Source organism: Polymorphum gilvum SL003B-26A1, from assembly GCF_000192745.1.
Taxonomy (GTDB): Bacteria; Pseudomonadota; Alphaproteobacteria; order Rhizobiales; family Stappiaceae; genus Polymorphum; species Polymorphum gilvum.
The window spans coordinates 435,085-449,234 of sequence record NC_015259.1 but is presented as its reverse complement, the minus strand read 5'-3'; the positions used below and the strand labels follow the sequence as shown (position 1 = coordinate 449,234).

General features: G+C 67.4%; 17 protein-coding genes and 1 tRNA gene. 10 read left to right on the top strand and 8 right to left on the bottom strand.

The annotated features are described in order from the left end of the window. Positions 1 to 38: 38 nt before the first annotated feature. Positions 39 to 680, bottom strand: a complete 642-nt coding sequence (locus tag SL003B_RS02220; protein WP_013651202.1) for an arylesterase — start codon at positions 678 to 680, stop codon at positions 39 to 41. Between the two features lie 102 nt (positions 681 to 782). On the opposite strand from SL003B_RS02220, the gene SL003B_RS02215 reads away from it, so the two are divergent. The 3 genes from SL003B_RS02215 (at position 783) to SL003B_RS02205 (ending at position 4,997) form a co-directional block, all read left to right on the top strand. After that, complete coding sequence (locus SL003B_RS02215) at positions 783 to 1,490, top strand: ABC transporter ATP-binding protein (protein WP_013651201.1); 708 nt, start codon at positions 783 to 785, stop codon at positions 1,488 to 1,490. After that, complete coding sequence (locus SL003B_RS02210) at positions 1,487 to 4,066, top strand: ABC transporter permease (RefSeq protein ID WP_013651200.1); 2,580 nt, start codon at positions 1,487 to 1,489, stop codon at positions 4,064 to 4,066. Before SL003B_RS02215 ends, SL003B_RS02210 begins: the two co-directional genes overlap by 4 nt. Positions 4,067 to 4,244: 178 nt before the next feature. Next, positions 4,245 to 4,997 carry a Bax inhibitor-1/YccA family protein gene (locus SL003B_RS02205; protein WP_013651199.1) on the top strand — a complete coding sequence of 251 codons (753 nt, stop codon included), beginning with the start codon at positions 4,245 to 4,247 and terminating at the stop codon, positions 4,995 to 4,997. Between the two features lie 78 nt (positions 4,998 to 5,075). On the opposite strand, the gene SL003B_RS02200 is transcribed toward SL003B_RS02205, so the two are convergent. Beyond that, positions 5,076 to 5,477, bottom strand: coding sequence for a DUF2794 domain-containing protein (locus tag SL003B_RS02200; protein ID WP_013651198.1), 402 nt, complete (start codon positions 5,475 to 5,477; stop codon positions 5,076 to 5,078). 411 nt (positions 5,478 to 5,888) lie between these two features. Here SL003B_RS02200 and SL003B_RS02195 point away from each other — a divergent pair, with 411 nt between their 5' ends. Beyond that, entirely contained in the window at positions 5,889 to 6,407 is a 519-nt protein-coding gene (locus SL003B_RS02195) for a GNAT family N-acetyltransferase (RefSeq protein ID WP_013651197.1), read from the top strand. A 23-nt stretch (positions 6,408 to 6,430) separates the two neighbouring features. Here the strand turns inward: SL003B_RS02195 and SL003B_RS02190 are convergent, their stop codons facing one another. Further along, on the bottom strand, positions 6,431 to 6,991 hold the full coding sequence (locus SL003B_RS02190) for a hypothetical protein (RefSeq protein ID WP_013651196.1): 561 nt from the start codon (positions 6,989 to 6,991) through the stop codon (positions 6,431 to 6,433). Between the two features lie 137 nt (positions 6,992 to 7,128). Here SL003B_RS02190 and ppa point away from each other — a divergent pair, with 137 nt between their 5' ends. After that, a complete protein-coding gene (gene ppa / locus SL003B_RS02185) occupies positions 7,129 to 7,668 on the top strand; it encodes an inorganic diphosphatase (protein ID WP_013651195.1) in 540 nt (179 codons plus the stop codon). A 36-nt stretch (positions 7,669 to 7,704) separates the two neighbouring features. Here the strand turns inward: ppa and SL003B_RS02180 are convergent, their stop codons facing one another. From SL003B_RS02180 to SL003B_RS02165, 4 genes are read right to left on the bottom strand one after another with little or no spacing between them, the layout of a single operon-like run. Continuing rightward, positions 7,705 to 8,163: a metallopeptidase family protein gene (locus SL003B_RS02180; RefSeq protein ID WP_013651194.1), complete on the bottom strand. Its 459-nt coding sequence runs from the start codon at positions 8,161 to 8,163 to the stop codon at positions 7,705 to 7,707. Positions 8,164 to 8,203: 40 nt separating this feature from the next. Beyond that, positions 8,204 to 8,461, bottom strand: coding sequence for a hypothetical protein (locus SL003B_RS02175; protein ID WP_013651193.1), 258 nt, complete (start codon positions 8,459 to 8,461; stop codon positions 8,204 to 8,206). An 18-nt stretch (positions 8,462 to 8,479) separates the two neighbouring features. Next, complete coding sequence (locus tag SL003B_RS02170; protein WP_013651192.1) at positions 8,480 to 8,980, bottom strand: disulfide bond formation protein B; 501 nt, start codon at positions 8,978 to 8,980, stop codon at positions 8,480 to 8,482. Positions 8,981 to 8,995: 15 nt separating this feature from the next. Continuing rightward, positions 8,996 to 9,574: a YqaA family protein gene (locus tag SL003B_RS02165; RefSeq protein WP_013651191.1), complete on the bottom strand. Its 579-nt coding sequence runs from the start codon at positions 9,572 to 9,574 to the stop codon at positions 8,996 to 8,998. A gap of 152 nt (positions 9,575 to 9,726) precedes the next feature. Here SL003B_RS02165 and SL003B_RS02160 point away from each other — a divergent pair. The 3 genes from SL003B_RS02160 (at position 9,727) to SL003B_RS02150 (ending at position 12,169) form a co-directional block, all read left to right on the top strand. Continuing rightward, positions 9,727 to 9,813: transfer RNA gene (locus tag SL003B_RS02160), tRNA-Leu, on the top strand. Between the two features lie 219 nt (positions 9,814 to 10,032). After that, on the top strand, positions 10,033 to 10,530 hold the full coding sequence (locus tag SL003B_RS02155; protein ID WP_013651190.1) for a cupin domain-containing protein: 498 nt from the start codon (positions 10,033 to 10,035) through the stop codon (positions 10,528 to 10,530). A 79-nt stretch (positions 10,531 to 10,609) separates the two neighbouring features. Further along, the gene (locus tag SL003B_RS02150) at positions 10,610 to 12,169 is read left to right on the top strand and encodes a CYTH and CHAD domain-containing protein (RefSeq protein ID WP_013651189.1); all 1,560 of its coding nucleotides are present in this window, start codon (positions 10,610 to 10,612) and stop codon (positions 12,167 to 12,169) included. 15 nt (positions 12,170 to 12,184) lie between these two features. On the opposite strand, the gene phnF is transcribed toward SL003B_RS02150, so the two are convergent. Beyond that, the gene (gene phnF / locus SL003B_RS02145; protein WP_013651188.1) at positions 12,185 to 12,919 is read right to left on the bottom strand and encodes a phosphonate metabolism transcriptional regulator PhnF; all 735 of its coding nucleotides are present in this window, start codon (positions 12,917 to 12,919) and stop codon (positions 12,185 to 12,187) included. 120 nt (positions 12,920 to 13,039) lie between these two features. Here phnF and phnG point away from each other — a divergent pair, with 120 nt between their 5' ends. Next, the gene (gene phnG, locus SL003B_RS02140; protein WP_013651187.1) at positions 13,040 to 13,522 is read left to right on the top strand and encodes a phosphonate C-P lyase system protein PhnG; all 483 of its coding nucleotides are present in this window, start codon (positions 13,040 to 13,042) and stop codon (positions 13,520 to 13,522) included. Then, on the top strand, positions 13,522 to 14,148 hold the full coding sequence (gene phnH / locus SL003B_RS02135) for a phosphonate C-P lyase system protein PhnH (protein ID WP_013651186.1): 627 nt from the start codon (positions 13,522 to 13,524) through the stop codon (positions 14,146 to 14,148). Before phnG ends, phnH begins: the two co-directional genes overlap by 1 nt. Positions 14,149 to 14,150: the final 2 nt, after the last annotated feature.

Sequence of the window (14,150 nt, the reverse complement as noted above, 5' to 3'; positions counted from 1 at the left end):
GTCGGTCGGTAGGGTCGGGAACGGCCGGCGCGGCGGATCTAGTCTGCGCCGACCCTGGAAATCAGGGCTTCGACGCTCGGTAGCACATTGCGCACGATGACGGAAACGCCTTCGCCGGTCGGATGCATGCCATCGGCGAGGTTCAGTTCCGGCCTCATCGCCACGCCGTCCAGGAAGAACGGATACAGCAGCGCGCCATGCGCCTCGGCGATCTCGGCGAAGATCGGATCGAAGGCGGCGGCGTAGTCCTCGCCGAGATTGCGCGGCGCCAGCATGCCCGCGACCAGGACCTCGACGCCGCGTGCCTTGAGCCGGCGGACGATCTCGTCGAGGTTCTCCCGCGTCCGCGCCGGCTCCAGACCGCGCAGCGCGTCGTTCGCCCCCAGTTCCAGGATCACCGCGTCCGTGTCCTCCGGCACCGACCAGTCGAGCCGCGACAGGCCGCCGGACGAGGTGTCGCCGGACACGCCCGCATTGACGACGGTGACGTCATGGCCCTTCTCCTTCAGCGCCTGTTCCAGCTGCACCGGGAAGGCTTCCTGCGGCGGCAGCAGGTAGCCGGCCGACAGACTGTCGCCCAGGACGACGATCTTCACCGGCTCGGCCATGGCGCGCCCCCATCCGGCGACAACGAGGACAATCAGGCCGACGACGACAAACGGATACGATTTTAACTGCATGACAGGACTGGATAGACTCCGTTCTTGGCCCCATATCGACGCGGAACGGCCGCTCGGCTGGCCACAGCTGAACACGATGCTGATTTCAATATAGGGTCGCGGATGACGAATGGACCAGCCATTGCGCTCAAGGGCGTGCATCTCAGCCTCGGCGAGGGCGCCGGACGCGTGCATATCCTGAAGGGGATCGATCTGGAGATCGACGCCGGCACCTCGGTCGGCCTGGTCGGTCCGTCGGGGTCGGGCAAGTCGACCCTGCTGATGGTCATGGCCGGCCTGGAACGGGCCGATGCTGGGACCGTGCGGGTGGCCGGCACCGAACTCGGCCCCTTGTCCGAAGACGACCTCGCCCGCTTCCGCGGCCGCAACGTCGGCATCGTGTTCCAGTCCTTCCACCTCGTCCCCAACATGACCGCGCTGGAAAACGTCGCCGTGCCGCTCGAACTGGCCGGCGACCGCGCGGCGTTCGACAAGGCCCGCGCGGAACTGGACGCCGTCGGCCTCGGTCACCGGATGCACCATTATCCGGCCCAGATGTCCGGCGGCGAGCAGCAGCGCGTCGCGGTCGCCCGCGCCCTGGTCGTCGAACCGGCGATCCTGATCGCCGACGAACCGACCGGCAACCTCGATGACGCTACCGGCGACCAGATCGTCGAGCTGATGTTCTCCGCCAAGACCCGCCATCGCACCACCCTCGTTCTGGTCACTCACGACCTTGCCCTTGCCAGGAAATGCGACCGCGTCGTGCGCGTGCGTTCCGGCGAGATCGACCATCACAGCCTGGCTCTGCGCGAGGACGCGCCCGCATGACCGCCTTCCTGTCCCGCACGCCGCCGCCGTCGGGTTCGCTCGGGCTGGCCGTCCGCTTCGCCCTGCGCGAGCTGCGTGGCGGGCTGAAGGGCTTCTACATCTTCATCGCCTGCATCGCCCTCGGCGTCGCGGCGATCTCAGGCGTCACCTCCGTGTCGCGCGCGCTGACGGAGGGCATCGCCGGCGAGGGACAGTCGATCCTGGGCGGCGATCTCGCATTCGGCCTCGTCCACCGCCAGGCCGACGAGGCCGAAGCCGCCTGGCTCGCCTCGCTCGGGCGAATGTCCCGCGTCGCCACGCTGCGCGCGATGGCCCGCTTGCCGGAAGGGAGCGACCAGGCGCTGGTCGAACTCAAGGCGATCGACGACGTCTATCCGCTCTACGGCACGTTCAGCCTCGGCGACGACGTCGCGCTGGCGAGCGCCCTGGACCGGCAGGGTGACGGTCTGTGGGGCGCGGTCGCAGACCTGTCCCTGCTCGCCCGCCTGCAGATCGGCATCGGCGACGTCGTCTCGCTCGGCCGCACCCAGGTCCGCATCACCGGGGTCATCGAGGCCGAGCCGGACAAGCTGTCCGGCGGCATGGAGTTCGGCCCGCGCCTGATGATCTCGGACGCCGCGCTCGGCGACACCGCCCTCGTCCAGCCGGGAAGCCTCGTCAGCTGGACCTATCGCATCCGGCTGGCAGGAACGGCATCCGACGACACGATCCGCGCCGTGACAGAGCAGGCCCGCGCCGAGTTCCCGCAGGCGGGCTGGCGGATCCAGTCCCGCACCAATGCCGCGCCGGGCTTGCAGCGCAACATCACCCGCTTCGCGCAGTTCCTGACCCTGGTCGGCCTGACCGCGCTTGTCGTCGGCGGCGTCGGCGTCGCCAATGCGGTGCGGGCGTTCCTGGAGACCAAGCGCGACGTGATCGCCAGCTTCAAGTGCCTCGGCGCCGGCGGCGGGCTGGTGTTTCGTATCTACCTGCTCCAGATGATGATCATCGCCGGCATCGGCATCGCGATCGGCCTCGTCCTCGGCGCGCTGATTCCCTTCGCCGCGGCCGGCGCGCTGGCCGGCGTCCTGCCGATCCGTCTCGCCGTCGCGGTTTATCCAACCGAACTTGCGCTCGGCCTCGTCTACGGGTTTCTGACCGCGCTCGCCTTCGCGCTCTGGCCGCTCGGCCGCGCGCACGACGTGCCGCCGACGGCACTGTTCCGCGACCAGGTCGCGGCCACGCGCAGCCTGCCCCGCAAGCGATACCTCGCCGCCACCGCCGCGGCGGCCGTAACCTTGGCCGCTATCGCCATCCTGCTCGCCTACGACAAGCGCATCGCGACCATCTATGTCGGCGCGTCGGTCGCCGCCTTCCTGCTCCTGGTGCTCGTCGGCCGCGCCGTCATGGCGCTCGCCCGGCGGGCGCCCAGCCTGCGGTCGACCGAACTGCGCCTGGCCGTCGCCAACATCCACCGCCCCGGCGCCCTGACGCCCTCGGTCGTTTTGTCGCTCGGCCTCGGCCTGTCGCTGCTGGTCGCCCTCGCCCTCATCGACGGCAACCTTCGGCGCGAACTGACCGCGACCATCGCCCAGAAGGCTCCGAGCTTCTTCTTCGTCGACATCCAGAGCGGCGAACGAGACGCCTTCGAGGCTCTGCTGAAGTCCGAGGCGGCCGACGCCACCATCCAGAGCGTGCCGATGCTGCGCGGCCGTCTGGTCGCGCTCGACGGCGTACCGAGCGACCAGATCCAGGCCCCGCCGAATGTCGCCTGGGCCCTGCGCGGAGACCGCGGCATCACCTATGAAGCGGACGTGCCCGACAATTCGCGCCTGGTCGAAGGCCAATGGTGGCCGTCGAACCATGGGGGAGAACCCCTGGTTTCCTTCGAGGCGGAACTGGCGCGCGGCCTCGGGCTGACGATCGGCGACACGATCACCGTCAACGTGCTCGGCCGCGACATCACCGCGCGGATTGCCAACCTGCGCGTGGTCGAATGGGAATCGCTGGCGATCAATTTCGTCATGGTGTTTTCGCCCAACACCTTCGCCGGCGCGCCCCATGCCCATCTGATAACCGTGGCATGGGACGACGACGTCGGCACCGAGCGGGAACTTGCGCTGCTGAACAGCACCTCCTCCGCCTTTCCGACCGTCACCGCGGTACGCGTGAAGGATGCCATCGCCCAGGTCAACGCCCTGGTCGAACAGCTCGCCTGGGCGGTCCGCGGCGCGTCCTCGGTGACGCTGATCGCCAGCGTGCTGGTTCTGGCCGGCGCACTCGCCGCCGGGCATCGCAACCGGATCTACGACGCCGTCATCCTCAAGACGCTCGGCGCAACACGGGGGCGGCTTATCCGGGCCTATGCCTGCGAATACGCCCTGCTCGGCCTGGCCACCGCCCTGTTCGGGCTGATTGCCGGCGGCCTGGCGGCCTGGTTCGTGATCACACAGGTGATGAACGGCAGTTTCGCGCTTATGCCGATGACCGCCGTCGCCGCGGCCGGCGTGGCGCTCGTCCTGACGGTGGGCTTCGGCCTGATCGGCACCTGGAAGGTGCTCGGAGAAAAGCCTGCGCCCGTGCTGCGCAACCTGTGACCGGACCGGAGGCGGAACCGGCGCTGACCGGGCCGGCCAGGACCGCCCAACATGAACGAACCGTAATGGTTTTTTCGCGCGGCTTGTCTTGTTCTGGAAACCTCTTTCTCCCATATTCTGGGCGACGTCTGTCCAGCGAGCGTATGCTCCAGCGAAAACCGACAAAGGGGAATAACGAATGTCGACTTTCGACCGCAACAACCAGGTGCCTTACGCCACGGCCGGAAGCTACGCCGATGCCGGGATCGATCAGGGCCTGCGTGCCTACATGCTCGGCGTCTACAACTATATGACGCTGGGGCTTGCCATCACCGGCCTGGTCGCCATGGCGACGGTCTATTTCGCCATCGACACCGCCACCGGCGGCCTGACCACCTTCGGCCTGGCAATCTATGCCAGCCCGCTGAAGTGGGTGATCATGCTCGCGCCGCTGGCGATGGTGTTCTTCTTGAGCTTCCGCATCCAGTCGATGAGTGCGTCCGCGGCCCAGACGACGTTCTGGATCTACGCCGCGCTGATGGGCGCCTCGCTGTCGTCGATCTTCCTGGTCTATACCGGCGGATCGATCGCCCGCGTGTTCTTCATCACCGCAGCCTCCTTCGGTGCGCTCAGCCTGTTCGGCTACACCACCAAGAAGGACCTGTCGGCCTGGGGCTCGTTCCTGTTCATGGGCCTGATCGGCATCGTGCTGGCCTCGCTGGTGAACATCTTCCTCGCCTCCTCGGCCCTGCAGTTCGCCGTCTCGGTGATCGGCGTGCTGGTGTTCGCCGGCCTGACCGCCTACGACACCCAGCAGATCAAGGAAATGTACTACGAGGGCGACGGCCACGAGGCCACCACCAAGAAGTCCGTCATGGGCGCCCTGCGGCTCTATCTGGACTTCATCAACATGTTCCTGATGCTGCTGCAGCTGTTCGGCAACCGCGAATAAGCGACGCCGAAAGGATCAAAGACGAAAGCCCGGCCACCGCGCCGGGCTTTTTGCTGCGGACGCGGCACAGCATTCCTTTCAGGCGTCGACCAGACGCAGGTGCCTCTTCTTTTCCAGCACCCTGAGCACGCTCGCCAGTTCGTGGCCGCGCTTGAGAATCAGGCCGCCGGCGGCGACGACGCTGTAGGCGCCCTGGCGACGGGCAAGCTTGGGATCCTTCTCGATCCGGTACATCGGCATTTCGCTGGTGCGCCGGAAGACGGAGAACACCGCCTTGTCCTTCAACAGATCGATAGCATAGTCGCGCCATTCTCCATCGGCGACCATGCGGCCGTAGAGCCTGAGGATCTGGTCGAGTTCGCGTCGGTCGAACGAGACAACAGGACGAGGCGCCCCCGCGGCAGGGGCGTCGGGAGCGAGCGCAGCGACCGGAGCCCCTCCGACGCTGCGCTCGGACGCGTTTTCGTCAGTCTCGCTCATGGCGCCTCCTGGTTCGTTTGCCGAGCCAGCCCGGCACCGGGCCGGCAATGCGGCTTCGTCATCTGATTGTCATGATGCTCCGGTCCCGCCCAGCTTGGCAAGGCCGAAGGGGCAGGCAGGCCCCTGATACCATCGTCAAGCGGTGCGAAAAATCACCGTTTTGCCTCATTCCAGCCCTTGGAAGGCCGTTTTGACCCTCCATATAATCATCAACCCCGTTCGGTTCGACCGGGACTGGCCTTCGGAACGCATTAGCCCCCCAGCCCCCCGGGGATCAGGCCGGTTCGGACCCTTTGTTTGCGTAACGATAGAACGGGGCACCTGAAGGGCCGGCATTGTTGCCGGCCCTTTTCATGTCCGCTCCGCAGAAGCTTCTTTCGAACCGCGCCGCTCGTCCTGTATCATCCGGTCATGACGACGCATCTCACCGAAGTGCGGCCGGCCCGCCCCGAAGACGCCGAAGCCCTCAGCGGCATCCACGCCGCAGCCTGGCGCGGTGCCTACCGCGGCCTTCTGGACGGCATCGACCTGGAGCGTCTGGTGTCGCGGCGAACGCCTTCATGGTGGTGCGATGCCCTCACCAAGGGCGTTCTCATCGAAGTTCTCGAGATCGGCGGCGAGGCCGCCGGCTATGCCTCCTACGGCTCCTGCCGGATGCCCGCCCTGCGCTGCGACGGCGAGATCTACGAAATCTACCTGAAGCCCGAGTGCCAAGGCCTCGGCTTCGGCCGTCAGTTATTCGAGACCGCCCGCAAGGCCCTCCAGAGCCGGGGGCTGAACGGCCTCGCGGTCCGCGTGCTGAGCGACAACGGACCGGCCTGCGCCTTCTACCGGGCGCTCGGCGGGCGACTGGCGGCCAGGACCTGGCACGAGACCGGCGGCAGGCGCCTGGAACTGTCGGTCTTCGTCTGGGCCGCCCGGCGGGTCTGAGAGAGCCCGAGGAAGGGCCGGAATCAGTAGTTCAGCACGCCCGGCAGGCCGATCACCCGTGCCGGCTGGCTGCAGTCGTGCAAGCCGGCGAGGTCGTCCGCCGCCTGGCGCGCCAGGTCGTTGGCCCTGGCGTTGGCACGCGCGTCGACATAGGCGACATGGCAGACCGCGCCCGGCACCAGTTGCGTCACCACCAACACCTCGTCCCGCAGCCCGGCCGCCTCGTTGTCCAGGAACCAGCGCAGGATGGTGGCGAACGGCCGGCCGCCGCGCAGGCGCCATTCGAGGGTCTCGTTGAGGGTGTTGAAGGCCGGAAAGGTCTGCATCGCCGCCGGCTCGTCCGGCGCGCCGGGGCCGAAGGACACGAACATCCTCAGGTCGCCCTCGGCCACGTGAACATCGATGCCCTGATGGCCCCTGCACGTCCAGGCGCCGCCGAAGGTGCCCTCCTCTGCCGCCGGCTCGACAAGACGGCACCGATCGAGATCGATCTTGGTATAGGCGCTGGTTTCGGCGGCTCGGGCCGGGGCCGCGCCGCCAGCGGCCAGCGTCGCGGCAAGGAGGATTGCGACGGATCGGGACATTCAAGCGTTCCTCGGCATCGACCGGTGTCACCGCGGAGCGACGCGCCTCATCATTTCGCTGCAATGCAAAATTTGACCCTTGCACTGGCTCCGCCAGACTGTAATAGACCTCGCAACGACCAACAGGAGTCAAGCCCATGCGTATCGATGCGGTGCCGATCGGCAAGAACCCGCCCGAGGACATCAACGTCATTATCGAGGTCTCGGTCGGCGGCGAGCCGATCAAGTACGAGATGGACAAGGCTGCCGGCGCCATGTACGTCGACCGCTTCCTCTACACGCCGATGCGTTATCCGGGCAATTACGGCTTCGTGCCGCATACCCTGTGCGGCGACGGCGATCCGATCGACGTAGTCGTGGTCAACCAGCGTCCGGTCGTGCCAGGCGCGATCATGAACTGCCGCCCGATCGGCGTGCTGCTGATGGAAGACGAGTCCGGGCAGGATGAGAAGATCATCGCCGTGCCGAGCCACAAGCTGACCAAGCGCTACGACCGGATCAACTCGGTCGCCGACCTGCCGGAAATAACCATGAGCCAGGTCAAGCACTTCTTCGAGCACTACAAGGACCTGGAACCCGGCAAGTGGGTCAAGATCCTCGGCGTCGAGGGACCTGACTTTGCCCGCAAGCTGATCGTGGACTCGATCGAGCGCGCCCGCGCCGAAGCGGCCGAATAGGCGTCCATACGATCCGATGACGGAGGCCGCGCCGGCTCAGCCGGCCGCGGCCTCTATGGTTTCCATGTCCTCGTCGGAAAGGCCGAAGTGGTGGCCGATCTCGTGGATCAGGACATGGGAGATGACGGCCCCGAGGCTCTCCTCGTAGGCGGCCCAGTAGTCGAGGATCGGACGGCGGAACAGCCAGATCCGGTTCGGCCGCTGGCCGGTCGCCAGATCGGCCCCGCCCTGCGCGAAGCCGATGCCCTCGAACAGGCCGAGCAGGTCGAAGGGGTCCTCCGCCTCCACGCTGTCCAGCATGTCGTCGCTCGGGAACTCGTCCACCGTGATCACGAGATCGGCGCACAGGCTGCGGAAGGCCTCCGGCAGCGCCGCGAACGCCTCCGTCGCCAGGGCCTCGAATGTCTCCAGATCCGGAGCCGTGCTATTTCGCCACCGACCGAGGAGATCGTCCGGTCGCGCCCGATCCGCCGCGTCGTTCATGCGATCCGCCATGTCTTTTCCGCGCCGTCCCTATGGGTGTCGAAAGCCGCTATCACAGGAGATAGGTCCACACGAGGTGGATGACGAGACCGATGGCGAACACCAGGCCGGCCGCTCGCCCGATGCGCGATCCCCACACCTCGGCGGCATCTGACTTCTCCTTGTCGGCGGCGGAAAAATGCGTCTGCGCCTTGTTCGCCATGCGCACGAAGGTCGAGCCCAGCAGCGTCTCGCTCTCGGCCTCGACCCTCTTCAGCGCGCGGCGGGCCTCTTCCTCGCGTTCCCGGGCGCGTTCCTCATGGCCCGCCATTGCCGTCGCTCCTTCTCCTCAGCTCTTGCGGGAGAAGTAGGCCCCGATCAGGGCGACGAGGGCAAGCCCTACCGACGCAACGACGTTCCAGCCGGCGAAGGACAGCCCGAACATCCGCCAGCTCGCCTCGGTGCAGCTGACCACGCGGGTCGCCTTCAGCGCGGACAGCATGTCGGCGGCCGAAGCCGGCCCCGCTCCGCCGCCGCCGCAGTCGGTCGGCCCGGCCCAGAAGCCCCACTCCGCGCCCGCCTGGTAGGTGCCCAGGCCGGCGCCGTAGACGAAGACGGCCGCGACCGCGAGGAGCAGGACCGCCCTCAGCCAGGGCCGAGACGGAACGAGCAGGGCGATCAGGACGAGCGGCAGTCCGGCGTAATAGGGAATCCGCTGCTCCAGGCACAGCTTGCAGGGAAGATAGCCGCCGATCAGCTGAAACCCCCAGGCGGTCGCGATCACCGCCAGGCCGCCGAGCAGGACGACAAGGGTGGCCAGTTTCGCCTTGGCGGCATCGGTCATGGTCATGGTCTGGCTCACGGTTCAGAGCAGCTTGATCAGCGCGAAGCCGCCGAACAGGAGCACCACGAACAGGGTGAACATCAACGCCAGGCGCTGTTCGATGAAATCGCGGATCGGCGGGCCGAAAAGATACAGCAATCCGGCGACGACGAAAAACCGGATACCGCGCGACACGACGCTCGCGACCAGAAATACCGGCATGCTGAGGCCGGTCGCGCCCGCGGCGATGGTGATCACCTTGTAGGGGAACGGCGTCAAGCCGGCGAAGAAGACGAACCACCAGCCCCAGGCGTTGAAGATCTCGCTGAACTGCTCGAACTTGTCCATGTAGCCGTAGAAGGCAAGGATCGGCTCAGCCACCTGCACGAACAGGAAGGCGCCGATGAAATAGCCGAGCAGGCCGCCGAGCACGGACGTGACCGTGCACAGGGAGGCGTACCACCAGGCCTGTTCCCGGCGGGCGATGACCATCGGGATGAGCAGGAGATCCGGCGGGATCGGGAATACCGAACTCTCGATGAACGAGACGGTGCCGAGCGCGGTCGGGGCGCGGGGTCCGGCGGCGAGGGACAGGGTCCAGTCGTATAAGCGGCGCAGCATGGCCCTTCCATAGCCGTCGCCCGCATTTTTGTCACGCCTTCCGTAAAGCCTCTCGCGGGATGGCGCGCGCGGGCCGGATCCTTCTGGAGATCGGCCCGAAGAAGGATTGACGACGCCCAGCGCCCCGCTATGATCGCGCCACCTTTGACGCTGCCCCTGTGGCGGAACTGGTAGACGCGACGGATTCAAAATCCGTTTCCCGTGAGGGAGTGCCCGTTCGATTCGGGCCAGGGGCACCACCAACCGCTCGGCAGTCAACCGGGCCCGTCGCATTCTGTCGCCGGGCAGGCCGGGTCGTGGTCGTTTACCATCCGTTCACCCTGCCCACACCTTGCCGGTTGCCCGACGACACACGGCCGACCCGAACCGTGGCATAAACGGAGTTGCAACCCGGCACGGCGTATGACTCCCCGGAGACGCCGGCACGCGCCGGACCCGGCCCGACAGCGGAGGACACCGTGGCTATCGTTTCAAGGAATCTTGCCGGCCTGTTCGTCGGACTCGGCTTCACTCCGGTGGCCGAAGACGTCGACGCGTCGGCGCAGGCGTCCCGGTTCCCGTTCACCGAACTCGACAAGGCGAAGCTGAAGCCCGCACCGATCCGGCCGGAATGGATCCTCGAAGGGGAGCCGCAGGCGCGCGCCGCCTCCCTGTCGGTCGGCACCAACGGCTGGGCCGGCACGGATCACTGGGACTGCACCGCAGGACGTTTCCGCTGGCATTTCGGCTGGGACGAGACGGTCCTCTTCCTCGAAGGCTGCGTGGTCATTACCGGCGACGATGGCACCGTCTACCAAGGCAAGCCCGGCGTCAGCATACTGTTTCCGGCAGGAACGCGGGCGACCTGGCACGTCCCGACCTATGTCCGCAAGATCGCGTTCAATCGCCGGCCCATGCCCAAGCTCGTATCCCTAGCCCTGAAAGTTCAAAGCCGGCTCGACCGCCTGCGGGGCTGATCCGGACACAAGATCGCACCCTAGGCGCACTGATTGCGTGTCCGTGGACAAGTCATGCCGGCTTGGATAAAACGGCTGCATGGCCAAGCCCAACCAGGAAATCGAGTTGAAGCTCGAGCTCTCTGCAGAAGATTGTCCTGCTGTCGCGACAGCCGGGACGCCGCATGGCTTCACCGCCGGCAGGCCGACCACGCGGCTCCTTCGATCGATCTATTTTGATACGCCCGACCAGGCGCTGCGCAGGGCCGGGCTGTCGGCGCGGGTGCGCAAGGACGGCAGGAACTGGATCCAGACCATCAAGCTGGGCACCCACGTGTCGGCCGGCTTGTCGACGCCGAAGGAAGCGGAATGCCGAGTCGCCGGTCCGGCCCTGGACCTTGGCCTCGTCGACGCGCCGGCCGCCGTCGAGGCCCTGACGGCTGCGCTCGGCGGACAGGCGCTCGAACCTGCATTCGAAACCGTCCTGCGCCGCAAGACGCGCGAATTCGCCGCTGACGACGGCACCCGCATCGAGATGGCCCTCGATTCGGGAGAGATCGTTGCCGGCGACCGCCGCGTGCCGCTGCACGAACTCGAACTCGAACTGAAGGCCGGCCCGATCGGCGCCCTGTTCCAGGTCGCCCGGAACCTCGTCGGCACGACACCCTTCCGCTTCTCGCCCTGCAGCAAGGCCGAGCGAGGCTACCGGATCGCTGCAGGCGACGTGGCGGACCCGGTTCGGCCCGCAACCGCCGATCCAATCCTCCTGTCGGGCTCGGAAACCGCCGAACAGGCTCTGCACGCCGTGCTGCGCTCGTGCCTGGACCAGATCGCCCACAATCGCGTCTCGACCTTGCTCGGCGAGGACCCGGAAGGCCCGCACCAGTTGCGGGTCGGCCTGCGCCGCCTGCGCAGCGCCTTGCGCCTGTTCCGGCCGCTGATCGGGCGGGCGTCGACTGCGTCCCTCGACGCAGCCTCACGTCAACTCGCCGCCGAGGTCGGCGAACTGCGCGATCTCGACGTGCTCGCCGACGAGATCGTCGCGCCGCTTGCCGCCAATGCGCCGGAGGGAATCGGCATCGCCGCCCTGCTCGACCACCTGCACGACACGCGCAGGACCGTCCGGACCGACCTGGCGACCGCTCTGGCCGGAGCGGACGTGAATGCACTGGTATTCGATCTCGGCGCCTTTGCGGAAACGCGCGGCTGGCTCGATCCCGGCGACTTTGGCCAGTCGGCGCTGCTGGCCACGCCCGTGACCGAGTTCTCCCGCCAGGCGCTCGACCGGCAGTGGAAGAAGGTCGCGCGATACGGCCGCAAGCTGGACGAACTGACCGTCGCCGAGCGCCATGACATGCGCAAGGCGCTGAAGAAGCTGCGCTACGGCATCGAGTTCTTCGCCAGCCTCTATCCGGACAGCGATCTCAAGCCGTTCCTGAAGCGGATGAAGGGCCTTCAGGACGTCTTCGGCTATCTGAACGACGTCGCCACCGCACACAAGCTTCTTGACCTGCCGGCGGTATCCGGAGATGACCCGGCCGGACTGGCGCGCGCCGCCGGTTTCGTCATCGGCTGGCACGAGGCCAAGGCCGTCCATGCCTGGGAACGGGCCCGGGATTGCTGGGACGAGGCCGCCAGGGCGCCGAAATTCTGGCGCTGACGGCAGCGGGGCGGGTCAGTTCTCGACGACGAGCTGGACACGGTCGGCGGCAACCCGGCCACGCGTATACTGAACCGGACGGCCGTCCGGATCGAGGTTGACGCTTTCGACCACCAGGACCGGCTGCCCGGCTGCCACCTCCAGCAGGCGCGCGTCCTCGGCATCGACGAGTTCGGCGGCAATGCGCGTCTCCTTGCGCCGGTAGTCAGCAAGGCCGGCCCGCTCCAGCGCGGCGGTGAACGAGCCCGTCTCGGCATAGTCCTTGACCAGCGAGGGAAAGCGCGCCTGCTCGAACCAGCTGGTCCCGACCAGGATCGGCACGCCATCCGCGACCCGCAGTGTTTCGATCCGCAGCAGCAACGTGCCCACCGGCACGTCCAGCCATGCCGCCAGCAGCGCGTCGGCCTCTTCCGTGCCCGATCCGATCAGCCGGCCGCTCGGCGCGCGCGCCTGATTGGCGACGATGTCGGAAAAGCGCGTCCGCGCGGAAATCGGGTAGGAGATCGGCGCGGCCGCGACGAAGGTACCGCGCCCCTGATCCGCACGCAGGAGTCCGTCGGCTGCGAGCGCCGCAATTGCCCGGCGCACGGTGTGGCGGTTGACGCCGAAGCGCGCTGCAATCTCGGCTTCCGTCGGCAGGCGGCTGCCCGGTTCGAAGTGGCCCGCGCCGACCTCCGCACGCAGCCATTCTGCGATCTGACGCCAGATCGCGATCCCCGCACCCCGGTCAATGTTCACCCGCTTTGTCATGCACCCGTCATCAAAGTTCGATACCCGTCGAGCACGGAGATTATTTGTCTACACAAATAGACAAATATAACCTACATGTCCAGAGACACCGCCGCCCTCAGATCGACCGGGACACCGAGGATGACAGACCTTTCGGCCCAAGCGGGCCCCGACCAGTCAGCGCAGACCGCGAGAAGACAGCACGTCATCGCACTCCTTGCCGCCGCCGCCCCCGAACGGCTTTCGCAGGCCTACGAGGCATTCGGTGCCAGCATCGAACACGATCTCGTCCGTCCGCCCGAGACCGGCCTCGTGATGGTGCGCGGGCGCATGGGCGGCACCGGCGCGCCGTTCAACCTCGGCGAGGTCACCGTCACCCGTTGCGTCGTTCGGCTTGCCTCCGGCATCGCCGGCTACTCCTACGTGCTCGGCCGGGACAAGCGGAAGGCTCTCCATGCAGCCGTCTTCGACGCCCTGTGGCAGTCGCCGGAGCATGAGGCCCGTGTCGAATCGGAGGTGATCGCGCCCCTGCAGGCCGCGGAAGCCTCCGATGACGCGACCGTCCGCGCGGAAACCGCCGCGACGCGGGTCGATTTCTTCACCATGGTCAGGGGAGAGGACTGATGACCACCGGCACCCTTGCCGCCCGGACGGCCCCGAGACCCGGCTTCGCCGATCCCGTCCACGACGCCCAGCGCGTGTTCCGAACCGTCATGACCGCCCTGTCGCGACCCGGCCTGATCCGGAGCCTGGACAGCGCCGGCCTGCAGCCGCCGGCGCCGCTGACGCCGACCGCGGCCGCCCTCGCCCTGACCCTGCTCGACTACGACACGCCGCTGTGGCTCGACGGCCCGCTGGCCCGCAGCCGCGATGTCTGCGCCTGGCTGAAGTTCCACACCGGGGCGCCGGTGGTGGCCCAGCCGCTCGAGGCCGCCTTCGCGCTTGTGTCCGATCCCGAGCATATGCCCGGCCTCGGCAACTTTCCCGCCGGAACGGCGGAATACCCCGACCGCTCCGCAACCCTGATCCTCCAGGTCAGGCAGATCGCGGACCGCCCCGGCGTCATTCTCTCGGGTCCCGGCATTGCCTCCGAACAGCCGTTCTCAGCTGCGCCCCTGTCGCCACTGTTCTGGGACCAGGCGCGCGAGAACCGCCGCCTGTTCCCGCGCGGCGCCGACATCCTGTTCGCCGCCGATGGCCGCATCGCCGGGTTGCCGCGCTCCACGACGATCTGCAAGCAGGAGGCCTGAGC

What these genes read in the sequence shown, in the direction of transcription:
- SL003B_RS02220 (WP_013651202.1), bottom strand. Translation starts at nt 680, where the DNA reads ATGCAGTTAAAATCGTATCCGTTTGTCGTCGTCGGCCTGATTGTCCTC.
- SL003B_RS02215 (WP_013651201.1), top strand. Translation starts at nt 783, where the DNA reads ATGACGAATGGACCAGCCATTGCGCTCAAGGGCGTGCATCTCAGCCTC.
- SL003B_RS02210 (WP_013651200.1), top strand. Translation starts at nt 1,487, where the DNA reads ATGACCGCCTTCCTGTCCCGCACGCCGCCGCCGTCGGGTTCGCTCGGG.
- SL003B_RS02205 (WP_013651199.1), top strand. Translation starts at nt 4,245, where the DNA reads ATGTCGACTTTCGACCGCAACAACCAGGTGCCTTACGCCACGGCCGGA.
- SL003B_RS02200 (WP_013651198.1), bottom strand. Translation starts at nt 5,477, where the DNA reads ATGAGCGAGACTGACGAAAACGCGTCCGAGCGCAGCGTCGGAGGGGCT.
- SL003B_RS02195 (WP_013651197.1), top strand. Translation starts at nt 5,889, where the DNA reads ATGACGACGCATCTCACCGAAGTGCGGCCGGCCCGCCCCGAAGACGCC.
- SL003B_RS02190 (WP_013651196.1), bottom strand. Translation starts at nt 6,991, where the DNA reads ATGTCCCGATCCGTCGCAATCCTCCTTGCCGCGACGCTGGCCGCTGGC.
- ppa (WP_013651195.1), top strand. Translation starts at nt 7,129, where the DNA reads ATGCGTATCGATGCGGTGCCGATCGGCAAGAACCCGCCCGAGGACATC.
- SL003B_RS02180 (WP_013651194.1), bottom strand. Translation starts at nt 8,163, where the DNA reads ATGGCGGATCGCATGAACGACGCGGCGGATCGGGCGCGACCGGACGAT.
- SL003B_RS02175 (WP_013651193.1), bottom strand. Translation starts at nt 8,461, where the DNA reads ATGGCGGGCCATGAGGAACGCGCCCGGGAACGCGAGGAAGAGGCCCGC.
- SL003B_RS02170 (WP_013651192.1), bottom strand. Translation starts at nt 8,980, where the DNA reads ATGACCATGACCGATGCCGCCAAGGCGAAACTGGCCACCCTTGTCGTC.
- SL003B_RS02165 (WP_013651191.1), bottom strand. Translation starts at nt 9,574, where the DNA reads ATGCTGCGCCGCTTATACGACTGGACCCTGTCCCTCGCCGCCGGACCC.
- SL003B_RS02150 (WP_013651189.1), top strand. Translation starts at nt 10,610, where the DNA reads ATGGCCAAGCCCAACCAGGAAATCGAGTTGAAGCTCGAGCTCTCTGCA.
- phnF (WP_013651188.1), bottom strand. Translation starts at nt 12,919, where the DNA reads ATGACAAAGCGGGTGAACATTGACCGGGGTGCGGGGATCGCGATCTGG.
- phnG (WP_013651187.1), top strand. Translation starts at nt 13,040, where the DNA reads ATGACAGACCTTTCGGCCCAAGCGGGCCCCGACCAGTCAGCGCAGACC.
- phnH (WP_013651186.1), top strand. Translation starts at nt 13,522, where the DNA reads ATGACCACCGGCACCCTTGCCGCCCGGACGGCCCCGAGACCCGGCTTC.